A 10,901-nucleotide genomic window follows, 5' to 3' on the forward strand; every position below is an offset into this window, starting at 1 on the left:
GGGTACAATTTCCTCATTATGACGATCGCTTTCCGACCTGAAAGGCAACCATGAGCGCAACCGGAGTTACCGTCTACACCACCTCGACTTGTCCATGGTGCGACCGCGTCAAGGACTATCTCGGCAAGGCTGGCGTCCCTTTCCAGGAGAAGAAGGTCGATAGCGACTACGAGGCCGCCATGGAGATGATCCAGCGGTCCGGTCAGCAGGGTGTTCCTGTCATCGCCGCCGACAATGACGTGATCGTCGGTTTCGACCAGCCACGGCTCGCCCGGATCGTCGATCGGTATGGCAAGGCCAAGCGGGCCCCGCTGGGCTTGCTGGCCGCCGACAGCGAGTCGTACTTCTCCAATCATCCTGAGATCGCCGCTATCTATCCGGAAGGGACGCGTGGCATCTATGTCGGAGAAGTCAAGCCCAATAGCGTTGCCGACAAGGCCGGCATTCGACGCGGAGATGTTGTCACGTCGGTTGCTGGGAAGCGTGTAAAGAACATGGCCACGCTCGATCAATTGATCGACACGCTCGAGGCGGGTCAGCACGTCAGCGCGCGCTATGTTCGACCGGACGAGAGCGGCGAGACCATCTTCCAGTTCTAGCCCGGATTTGTCCTGAGCCGACCGCACCCGCCACACTGGGTGCGGTCGTTTTCGATTCGTCACGCAACGATGGGCGCTTGCCATGCTCGACCCAACCAATCAGGACATCGCGCTCCGGTTGACGATTGCCCTGCTCTGCGGAGGAATCATTGGGCTCGATCGCGAGGTGCGCTCGCACTCGGCGGGAATGCGCACACATGCGCTTGCGGCAGAAGGAGCCGCGCTCTTCACCTTGGCAGGTATCTTGATCGCAAGCGAAGCCCGTTCGAGCGGATTTGTCGGCGCCGACCCGAGCCGCGTCGCCTCGACGGTGGCGCAAGGAATCGGGTTTCTCGCGGCAGGAGTCATTTTCGGCTCAGCGGCGAGGGTCAAAGGGCTCACAACTGCTGCTGGACTATGGGCAACCGCAGCGATCGGTGTGGTCTGCGGAGCCGGGTTCTTTTTCCCCGCGGTCTACGCCACCATCGCCACGGTCGTCGTCCTCTCGTTCTTCAAAGTCCTCGAAGACAAGATTTCCAGCCGGTTCACGAGTCATGACGACGATTCGCATCTTCGGCATCAGGACGATTGATCCGTTAGCGTTTCTCCCATTCCGCCGCGAGCAACTCCACCCTTTCGGCCCCCAATTGGGATGCGGCGTAACAGCCGGCAGCCTCACGCTGCCGATATGCCTCGTAGAGCAGGACCGCGCAGGCGACCGAGATGTTCAGGCTTCGGATCATGCCCACCATCGGAATCGTCACGATCTGGTCGGCGCCCGACAAGGCGTCGTCGGTAAGGCCGCGCATCTCATTGCCCAGCACGATCGCGACCGGCGTCGTCAGGTCGACTGCTCCCATCGGCAAAGCCTTCGCACCGCCCCCGGTCGCCAGAATCGAGAATCCGTCTGCCCGAAGCGCGGCATAGCTCTCGACGATCGAGGGGAACTCGAGAACGTCTATCCACTTTGCTGCGCTGCCTGAAGACCGCCGCGAGAACTTCTTGTGCGGCTTGGTGGCAGGGTCTCGGGTGATGTGAACTGTCATCGCTCCCACCGCGTCGCAGCTCCGCAAGACCGCCGCGATATTGTGTGGATCGTGCACATTCTCGAGCACCACGATCAGATCAGGTTGTCGTCGCTCGAGCACTTCATGGATGCGCTCGATGCGGCGGCTGGTGCGCGGAAATCGCGAGTCTTTGGCAGGAGCCTGCTTCGAAAGTTGACGGCGGTCGGTGATGAAAGGGTCGGTCATCGATCAGGCTGCGTCGCGGTCGATCGTCCGCACGATACGAAGCTGATACCGGCGATCGAACGTGGGCGAGCAACGCCCACACGACCAAACTCCGACACGGCTGCGTGGCACCTCCGTTTTGCAATTGGGGCAGGCATAGACATATTTCGGGGTACGCCGTTTCACCGGCTTGACGCAGGTGCGGACTTCTTCCATCGTCGCCCCGGTCAACTCACTCACCTGCACTGCAATGCGGTCGTACCCATGTTTGGCATGCCTGCGGCGGTCGCCGTCGATCCGGTGGCGCATATGTAGCAATTCTTCACAAACAACGATCTCCAGCGACTTCGGCTGCGATAGATCGATTCGCTTGAGATTGATCAGAATGAGATGCTTGCCACGGCCCGGGTGATAGACATAGGCTCCTCCGATGGAACCGCCGACCCGACGCCCGACCCACTCGTTGTATCGCGTGCGGTTGGTGGTGATCCAAAGATCGGATGTGGGGAGCGCGAGCCGTGCAGTATATGTATCTACCAACGCGGCGATGCGCGCGTCGTCGGTGTCGAGAATCATGGTGAAAGAACGCCTCGTGCAGATGAGTGGGGAACCAACATTCGCAACCTGCTGGAAGCAGGCGGGTTGCCATTCTACTCGTCACGATGCGAGTCGGAACAGCCGATGAGCGATTCTGCCCTGGAGCGGCCGCATCTCGCGATCGTCACCGACGATCTGTCGCTGTCTCATTTCCTCACCGAAGGCCTGCTCTACAGGGGTTCTGGACGAGCGCGATCGGGAGCGGATTGCAGTTCCTCGAAGTCTTGCGGTTGCGATCGTTCGATGCTGTCTTGCTCGATGCTGGAATTGGGGACATCTCGGCCGAGGAGGTCATCCGCCGCATGCGAGGGACTTCGGACCGGGTGGATGCCGGTTCGCCACGAAGCGTCATGCCGGCGATCGTAGTCGCCGGCGTCCCGGGGAGATCTCGCTCGATGCCGTCACCGATGCAGGAGGTCAGCTCCTGCTCGAGCCGCCGTTGGAGATCGAAGAAGTGGGCGCGATCCTGCAACGATTGTTGAGCTAGGCCGGAATGTACGCCTCGGCAATGTTCCCCGTCACGGAATAGACCACGAACTCGCAGATGTTTTCCGTTCGGTCCCCAATGCGCTCCAGATTGTGCGCAGCCCAGAGAAGATGCGTCGCCCGGTTGATGGTGCGCTGATCTTCCATCATGAACGTCAACAACTCGCGATAGACCTGGTTATAGAGTTGGTCGATTTCGTCATCTCTCGCCATCGTTTTTCTGGCAAGTTCGACGTCCGACGTAATGAACGCATCGATCGCGCTCGAAAGCATGCTTCGCGCCACGGATGACATGCGGGGAATATCCACGAGCGGTTTCAAGGGTGGCTCATCTGCGGTGAGCAGGGCAATTTCGCGTTGCCTGCAGCGTGGTCGCCCATACGTTCGAGCTCGGAGATGATGTGCAGACCCAGCAACGATCTGCCGAAGATCGCCAGCCATTGGAGCTTGCATGGCGATCACCGCAAGCGCTTCGCTCTCCAGTCCCCACCGGAGCTCGTTGATGTCGTGATCGGCGCTCACGACCTGTTGCGCGAGCTCGATATCCTGATTCTTGAGGGCATCAGTCGAACGGGCTATTGCTTTGTCAGCCATCGAGCTCAGCTGCACCACCTGGTCTCTCAGGTGACTGAGACTCCGCATGTACTGTTCGCGGGTCATGGTGTCTCCCTTCTTTCGACAGGTCGCCTATCCAAAGCGCCCGGTGATGTAGTCTTCGGTTCGGCCGTCACGTGGGTTGGTGAAAAGCTCGCGCGTTGGGCTCGATTCGATCAGTGTGCCCATTCGGTTCTCTCCAAGTGAGAAGAAGACCGTTTGATCGGAAACGCGCGCTGCTTGCTGCATATTGTGCGTCACGATAGCGATTGTGTAGTTTTGCGCGAGTTCCCGCATGAGGTCCTCGATGCGCAGCGTCGAGATGGGGTCCAGCGCCGAGCACGGCTCATCCATCAGGATTACGTCCGGATTGTTCGCCAGCGCCCGGGCGATGCAGAGTCGCTGCTGCTGGCCGCCAGAGAGCGCGAGACCGCTCTGATCGAGCTTGTCCTTGACTTCGTCCCATAACGCGGCCGAGCGAAGACACCATTCGACCAACTCATCCATTCCCTTGCGAATCCCGTTGACCTTGGCGCCCCATGCGACATTGTCATAGATGCTCTTGGGAAAGGGGTTCGGCTTCTGGAAGACCATGCCGATCCTACGGCGAACCATCACCGGGTCGACATTCGATCCCAGGATGTTCTCACCATGGAAGCGAATCTCCCCTTCCACACGCGCGGACGGAATGAGATCGTTCATCCGATTGATACAGCGGAGCACTGTGCTCTTCCCGCAGCCAGACGGTCCGATCAGGGCGGTGATTTGGTTCTTCGCAATGTCGAAGGTCACATCGCCAACGGCATGAAAGCTTCCGTAGTACACATTCAAGTTGTTTATGTCGATAAGCGGCTCACCGGCGGCGGAATTGACCGGCGCGTCGAGCAGACTGGTTCGTTCGAGCTGTTGTGTCATGGGACTACCACCGTGTCCTGGAGCTAAACCGCTGCCGGACAATGATCGCGATGAGATTCATGGAGATGAGCAACGCGAGCAGCACGATGATGCCAGCCGCGGCCAGGTCTCTAAACTCCGTTTGGGGACGGGACATCCAGTTGTAGATCTGGATCGGAATGGTCGTGTAGGAATCGAAAAACCCGCTTGGTTTGGCCGTGACGAATCCGGCAGCGCCCGCCACGAGCAAGGGCGCGGTCTCGCCGATTGCTCGGGACACGGCAAGGATCACACCGGTCAGAATGCCGGGTACGCGGCCGGGAGAACGTGCGAGGCCGTGACCTGCCAGCGCGTGGCTCCAACGCCGTATGCGGCCTCCCGTAGCGACCAAGGGATCGCCTTCAGCGCTTCCTGGCTGGCAATGATGATGACCGGCAAGCTCAGGGAGGCCATGGTCAGCGCCCTCCAGCGAGCACCACGCGGCCAAGATTGAGCCACTCGACAAAGATGCCAAGCCCAAGCAAGCCATAAACGACCGATGGCACGCCTGCCAGGTTCGAAATGTTGATCTGGAGCATGCGGGTCCAGCGGTTCTTGGGCGCGTACTCCTCGAGATAAATGGCGGCAGCCACTCCCATGGGGAATGCCACGAGCAATGTGAGCGAAATGATCCAAAGCGTGCCGGAGATGGCGATGCTGAGCCCCGCCTTTTCTCCGGCTTACGCGACGGCGGGTTCGTCAACAGCCCCCAGTTGAGCCAATCCCAGCCGCGCTGGAAGATGTACCAAAGGAGAACCACCAGGGCGCCGACCGCAAGGAGCGTGGCAGTCAGAGCACCCAGCGCCCGACGGAGGCGATCCGCTGACGGCCAGGGAGATTCCCCGTGTCCGAAAGCGAACCAGACTGCGGCACGAAAGACTCGGCGCTCATTCGTATTCCTCCCGGAACCGGTGCACGAACCAATGGCTGAAGATGTTCAACGCCAGCGTCATGACAAAGAGCAGGAGCCCGACAGCGAATAGCGAGTAGTAGATCGTCGAGCGCGCGGGGCGTCCCCGGAAACCACCTGGACGATATAGCCAGTCATGGTCTCGCCGGGTCCGAGCGGATTCGTCACCATCTGCGCTTTCGATCCGGCCGCGAGCGCCACGATCATGGTCTCACCAACCGCGCGTGACGCCGCGAGAATGAACGAGGCGACGATGCCCGGACAGCGCCGCCGGCACGATGATGCGCCCCGAAACCTCCAGCTTGGTGGCGCCGAGTGCATAGGCGCCTTCGCGCATCGAGCGCGGCACAGCGCGAATTGCGTCTTCGGAGAACGAGGCAATGAGCGGCACGATCATGATTCCGACGGCGATCGCCGCGGCCAACACGTTGTAGACACTCGTCTGGGTCCAGATTCGCTTCAGAATGTCCGGGGTAATGAATGTCAGCGCGAAGAAACCGTAGATGATGGTCGGGATACCGGCCAGCAATTCCAGCACCGGTTTCAAAATGGCGCGCATTCGGGGAGACGCGTACTCGCTCAGATAAATGGCGCTCATCAACCCAATCGGCACCGCGATCACCATCGAGAGGAGCGTGACCATCAGCGTAGCGGAGACCAACGGCAGGACACCCCACTCTTGCTGATTCTGAAAGAGCGCTGTCCAGGTGGTCCCGGTCAGGAAGTCGACGACAGACACGTCCGCAAAGAAGTTGACCGCTTGCGCCAGCAACACCACCACGATCCCAATCGTGGTCAGGACGGAAACCACCGCGCATGCGAGCAGAATGTACCCAGCGGCCTTTTCGGTCAGGTGCTGTCGTCGCAACAGATCCTGATCGACGTAGGAGTGACCGGGCCGAAAAAACGGCACAGTCTCGGTTCCAATGTCTGTGCCTGTCGTCGGATCGATCGCCATGAATGAACTTCGCTCAGCGGTTGCCATGCGTATTAAACCGCACCTCTTCCTGACGCGACGGACGGCTCCGAGTGTCGGAGCCGTCCCAAGCGGAAAGACGGTCTTGCCTAGCTGGCCGAGTCCGGCGTGCCGGAGCCATCGATAGCAGCGAACAGCTTGGCCTGGTCTTCTGCATAGACCTGGGCGGGAGATCCGACGTATCCGACGTCAGCGACGATCTCGCCTGCGGTTGCGACGTAGAACTTCATGAACTCCTGGACTTCAGGACGCTGCAAGCTTTCGGCATTCACATAGACGTACAGTGGCCGTGAAAGCGGCGCGTAGGTGAGATCGCCAACGGTTTCAGCAGTTGGCTCGACACAGCCGCTACCGCCATCGATCGCCACCAGCTTGAGCCGGTCGGCATTCTGCTCGTAGTAGGCCAGTCCGAAGTAGCCAAGTGCGTTCGTATCGCCGGCAACGCCTTCCACCAGTTGGTTGTCGTCTTCGCTCGGGAGGTAGTTGGTCGTGGAGCTGCCTTCTTCGCCGACGATCTCAGCGGTGAAGTAGTCGAAGGTTCCCGAAGAGGTGCCGGGGCCGTAGAGCGAAATCGGCTCATCCGGGAACGACGGGTCGATCTCGCTCCACTTCGTCGCGGCGCCTTCCGGCTGCCACATCAACTTGAGCTGGTCGACGGTCAGGCATTCGACAAAGTCGTTCTCCGGGTTGACGACCACCGCAATGCCGTCATATGCAACCTCGAAGACGTAGTACTCGACGCCGTTGGCAGCGCATGCCTCGGCTTCTTCCGGCTTGATTTCGCGGGAGGCGTTCTGCAGGTCGGTTTCGCCGTTGCAGAAGCGCTCGAACCCGCCGCCGGTACCCGAGATGCTGACCTCGAGCTGCACACCTGACGCTATGGCCGCGAACTCTTCTGCCATCGCCTCAGTGATGGGTCCGACCGTGGACGAACCATCGGCAACGATCGTGCCGGAGAGGTCGCCGGCATTCTCCGGCTCCTCGTACGGGACTGCGGTGGCGTCCTGGGCGACGGCGCCGCTCAACAGCATCGTCAGCGACAGCCCAATCGCCGCCGCCGAGCCAAGAAGCCCTCGACGCGAGCTTTGCAGGGACGGAATCGACATTCTTTCTCCTTTTCTGCTTGACGGTTTGGTATCACCGGGAACGTCTTCCCGGCACTTCGCTGCCCTTCGGACAGTGAATTCGAGAATGGGAGGACGAAGCGACATCATCAGGACGCCACCTCGAAGCAATATCCGCGGCCGTAAATAGTCCGAATCATTCCGTCCGGACCTCCGGCTTCGCGCAGTTTCGATCTGAGCCATGACATGTGCACGTCGATCGTGCGTTCATCGACGAAGATGTCGGTTCCCCACACCACGTCGAGCAGTTGCTGGCGCGTAAAGACCTGACCGGGCGCCAACGCGAGTTCGCGCAGCAATCCGAACTCCTTCCGGCTCAGCGTCAGATCCCTGGCGCCCACTTGCGCTTTCTGGCTTTCCAGTTCGATCGTGAGGGGGCCACGATAGAGCACAGACGGCGGCCGCGCCGATGGAATCGCGCGGCGGCGCATCGTCGCCCGCACCCGGGCAATGAACTCCCGCAACGCAATCGGCTTGACGACATAGTCGTCCGCGCCCAGTTCGAGTCCGTCGACTTTGTCCTGCTCTTCACCTCGTGCGGAGACGATGAGCACCGGAACGTCGCTGCGGGTCCGGATCTGGCGCAGCACTGCCAGGCCATTCAAACCAGGCAGCATCAGATCGAGAACGACGAGATCGATCTGGTCCAGCTGCTCTCGCACGACCGCCATGGCGGCCTCGCCGTCCGCTGCGCTGATGACACCGTATCCGGCGCGGATCAGGTTGTAGGTGGTTATGCTGCGAAGCGTAGGGTCGTCCTCCACCAACAAGATCGTGCCGCCGATCGATGGCGCCTGCTGGCTGGAGGTTTCGAGTTCGGTTGGAGAAGCACTTCGGTCGCTCATCACGACCAAATGCTATGGACGCCGCGTTAACTCGCGGTTACCGCCCTGTAAATTCCTTGTTAGCGTAAGGAACATCAGGCAACCGGTGTCCCTGTCGAGGTGGTCAGGACCTGAATAGCGGCATCCAGCTGCGCGTCGCCGATCTCGCTGTCAGGTGTCCTCGAAGCCACCACATCTGGCGCGATGCCAACTTTGTCGATCACTTCTTCGTTCGGCGTCAACCAATGCGCAAAGGTAAGCCGGAAAGACGAGCCGTCCTCGAAGACGTGCACCCGCTGCACGGACCCTTTACCGAACGTTGTTTCGCCCACGATCGTCGCGCGCTCGTAGTCCCGCAGCGCTCCGGCAACGATCTCCGCAGAGCTCGCGGTCCCGTTGTTCACCAGTACGACGAGTGGAATGTCATACGCGTTGACGTCGCCCGAGATGATGGGCTGTTCTTTCTCATCCCCCGTGCGACCGGGATCCGTGTCCTCCCAAAGGGCTGGACCGGCATCTTCCGGCACAAAGCGCCCGATCGTCTGTTGCGCGCTTTGCACCCAGCCTCCACCGTTGTTTCGCAGATCGAGGATGATTCCGTCCACACCGTCGTTCTTCGCGGCCTGAAGCGCGGCATCGAGTTCCGCGGCGGTCTTGTCGCCAAAGACGACGATTCTGATGATGCCCACGTTCGATTCCTCGTCGAGCCGGTAGGTCACGACGGGAACAGGAATCTTGCGGCGCTCCACATCGAGGGACATGGGTGGTTCTGTCCCGCGTTGCAGCTGGAGATGCACCGACTCCCCGGCCGGGCCTTTGAGCAAGTCGAGGGCGTCGGCGTCCGTCAGACCTTCGACCGAGACGCCATCGATTTGCAGGATGACATCGCCAGCAAGTATCCCTGCCTCCTCGGCCGGTGATCCGGGGATCGGCGCGACGATGGTCATCTTCCCATCGCGGGTGGCCACCCAAACGCCGATTCCCTCGAAGGTGCCTTCGAGCTGATTCGCTGCCTGTTGCTGATCGTCCGGTGGCAGGTAGACGGAGTAACCGTCCAGCCCCTCGGCCAACCCGGTAAGGGCTCGTCCCTCGAGGTCGCTCCAAAACTCGTCACCGGTCTCGCCATCCTGCGGACGTCCGTAATACTCCTCATTGATCAGTTCCTCGACCTGCGACAGCCGATCGAGGTTGTCGTTCGCATCCGAGGCCGGCGCGATAACGGAATCGACTCCCAGGGTGTCTGGTAGCCATTCCCGTTGCGCAAGCGCTCCGAGGAAGAAGGCAGTGAGCGCAATGAGCACGCCCATGCTGATCAGGAAGGTCAGCAGGATTGGCTTTCGTATCGTGACAGCAGAATCGGACATGGAAAGCTCTCGAGGCAGGAACAAGCGGCGGCGCATTCGCGCGTCGCGTCGACACCCTTGATAATACGTGGCGAATATGAAGGGGAGCCAACCCTCAGGGCCCGACAGAGGTCAGGAAGGGAAGCTGGGTGTTTCTCGCGATCGATGTCGGCAACACAAATGTGCACATTGGGCTGACCGAGGATCTGACGGCGCCTTGGCTGAGAACGTTCCGGTTCTCCTCCGCACGTGATCGGACAGCTGATGAATGGCACGCGCTCCTCGATGTCCATTTCGAGGCACTCACCTGCGACGATTGCATTGTTGCGATGTGCAGCGTTGTCCCCGCCATTACCCGCAGCCTGACCGAGTATGTGGAGCAGCGGTTCGGGATTTCTCCGTTGCTGGTATCGAGCCAACTACCGCTCGGCATCGAGGTCTGCACCGATCAGCCACGCGAAACCGGCACCGATCGCCTGACCAACGCGGTCGCGGTCGATGTGCTCTACGGCCGTCCGGCCATCGTCGTCGACTTTGGAACGGCGACCAAGGTAGATGCGCTCGACGCGGATGGCCGCTTTCTTGGAGGAGCGATCGCTACAGGTCTGGGTGTAAGCATGGATGCGCTTGCGTCACGGGCTGCGCGTCTGTACGCCGTCCCAATCGAGATTCCGCGCGAGGCAATCGGACGCAACACCACACACGCGGTACAGGCCGGGGTGGTACTCGGACACCTGAAGATGGTCGAAGGCCTGGTCGAAATGGCCAAAGCCGAGCTCGGCGGCTGCGAGACCGTCGTGCTCACCGGTGGCAACGGCGCGCTCTTCTCCGAACGTTCCTCGGAATTGGGCCCATACGAAGCCAACCTCACCCTCGAAGGCCTTCGCTTCATTGCGCAGCGTGCCCAATCGGCGACCGGGCAGTAGACAGACGAACACGCCCATTTCCATGAATTCGATTGCGGTCGATTGTGGCCGGACCTTGGACCTTTCTATAATGTCTTCACGATTGCTTGCGTCCTAAGGAGGTCTGCTCGATGCAGACGATCCGCAACCGAAGCCGTCAGCCTGATTGCAACGCCCCGGGAACGGTGCGCGCCATCGGCTGGCGAGCGGCCGCATATTCAGTCGCTCGACCGCCCATCTACGCATGATGGGTCAACCGGCCTGAACGGCTCTCGATGAAGGAGACCCCGTGAAGCAGTACACAGCTGACAAGATTCGCAACATCGGCCTCTTTTCCCACGGTGGCGCGGGAAAGACATCATTGGCCGAGGCGATGCTGTTCGTCTCCGGGGCGACGAC

The 10,901-nt window shown here is 60.6% G+C and carries 14 protein-coding genes; 3 read left to right on the forward strand and 11 right to left on the reverse strand.

The window, feature by feature from the left end:
- The first annotated feature begins 50 nt into the window (after positions 1 to 50).
- Together R2855_16910 and R2855_16915 are read left to right on the forward strand one after the other, a co-directional pair.
- Complete coding sequence (locus tag R2855_16910) at positions 51 to 599, forward strand: glutaredoxin domain-containing protein (GenBank protein ID MEZ4532676.1); 549 nt, start codon at positions 51 to 53, stop codon at positions 597 to 599.
- Between the two features lie 82 nt (positions 600 to 681).
- Entirely contained in the window at positions 682 to 1,170 is a 489-nt protein-coding gene (locus R2855_16915; GenBank protein ID MEZ4532677.1) for an MgtC/SapB family protein, read from the forward strand.
- A gap of 4 nt (positions 1,171 to 1,174) precedes the next feature.
- On the opposite strand, the gene R2855_16920 is transcribed toward R2855_16915, so the two are convergent.
- The 11 genes from R2855_16920 to R2855_16970 form a co-directional block, all read right to left on the reverse strand.
- Positions 1,175 to 1,831 (reverse strand): RNA methyltransferase, encoded by a 657-nt coding sequence (locus tag R2855_16920; GenBank protein ID MEZ4532678.1) that lies wholly within the window; start codon positions 1,829 to 1,831, stop codon positions 1,175 to 1,177.
- Between the two features lie 3 nt (positions 1,832 to 1,834).
- On the reverse strand, positions 1,835 to 2,386 hold the full coding sequence (locus R2855_16925; GenBank protein ID MEZ4532679.1) for a hypothetical protein: 552 nt from the start codon (positions 2,384 to 2,386) through the stop codon (positions 1,835 to 1,837).
- 504 nt (positions 2,387 to 2,890) lie between these two features.
- Entirely contained in the window at positions 2,891 to 3,553 is a 663-nt protein-coding gene (locus R2855_16930) for a PhoU domain-containing protein (GenBank protein ID MEZ4532680.1), read from the reverse strand.
- Between the two features lie 27 nt (positions 3,554 to 3,580).
- Complete coding sequence (pstB, locus tag R2855_16935; GenBank protein ID MEZ4532681.1) at positions 3,581 to 4,402, reverse strand: phosphate ABC transporter ATP-binding protein PstB; 822 nt, start codon at positions 4,400 to 4,402, stop codon at positions 3,581 to 3,583.
- A gap of 4 nt (positions 4,403 to 4,406) precedes the next feature.
- Positions 4,407 to 4,661 carry a hypothetical protein gene (locus R2855_16940; GenBank protein MEZ4532682.1) on the reverse strand — a complete coding sequence of 85 codons (255 nt, stop codon included), beginning with the start codon at positions 4,659 to 4,661 and terminating at the stop codon, positions 4,407 to 4,409.
- A gap of 17 nt (positions 4,662 to 4,678) precedes the next feature.
- A complete protein-coding gene (locus R2855_16945) occupies positions 4,679 to 4,834 on the reverse strand; it encodes an ABC transporter permease subunit (GenBank protein ID MEZ4532683.1) in 156 nt (51 codons plus the stop codon).
- A gap of 2 nt (positions 4,835 to 4,836) precedes the next feature.
- A complete protein-coding gene (locus tag R2855_16950) occupies positions 4,837 to 5,019 on the reverse strand; it encodes a hypothetical protein (protein ID MEZ4532684.1) in 183 nt (60 codons plus the stop codon).
- Positions 5,020 to 5,541: 522 nt separating this feature from the next.
- Positions 5,542 to 6,288, reverse strand: coding sequence for an ABC transporter permease subunit (locus R2855_16955; GenBank protein ID MEZ4532685.1), 747 nt, complete (start codon positions 6,286 to 6,288; stop codon positions 5,542 to 5,544).
- Positions 6,289 to 6,395: 107 nt separating this feature from the next.
- Entirely contained in the window at positions 6,396 to 7,412 is a 1,017-nt protein-coding gene (locus R2855_16960; GenBank protein MEZ4532686.1) for a PstS family phosphate ABC transporter substrate-binding protein, read from the reverse strand.
- A gap of 107 nt (positions 7,413 to 7,519) precedes the next feature.
- Positions 7,520 to 8,275: a response regulator transcription factor gene (locus R2855_16965; GenBank protein ID MEZ4532687.1), complete on the reverse strand. Its 756-nt coding sequence runs from the start codon at positions 8,273 to 8,275 to the stop codon at positions 7,520 to 7,522.
- 74 nt (positions 8,276 to 8,349) lie between these two features.
- Positions 8,350 to 9,618, reverse strand: a complete 1,269-nt coding sequence (locus tag R2855_16970) for a S41 family peptidase (protein MEZ4532688.1) — start codon at positions 9,616 to 9,618, stop codon at positions 8,350 to 8,352.
- 128 nt (positions 9,619 to 9,746) lie between these two features.
- Here R2855_16970 and R2855_16975 point away from each other — a divergent pair, with 128 nt between their 5' ends.
- Positions 9,747 to 10,523, forward strand: a complete 777-nt coding sequence (locus tag R2855_16975; protein MEZ4532689.1) for a type III pantothenate kinase — start codon at positions 9,747 to 9,749, stop codon at positions 10,521 to 10,523.
- Positions 10,524 to 10,901: the final 378 nt, after the last annotated feature.

The sequence above is a fragment of the Thermomicrobiales bacterium genome (assembly GCA_041390825.1).
Lineage (GTDB): Bacteria > Chloroflexota > Chloroflexia > Thermomicrobiales > UBA6265 > JAMLHN01.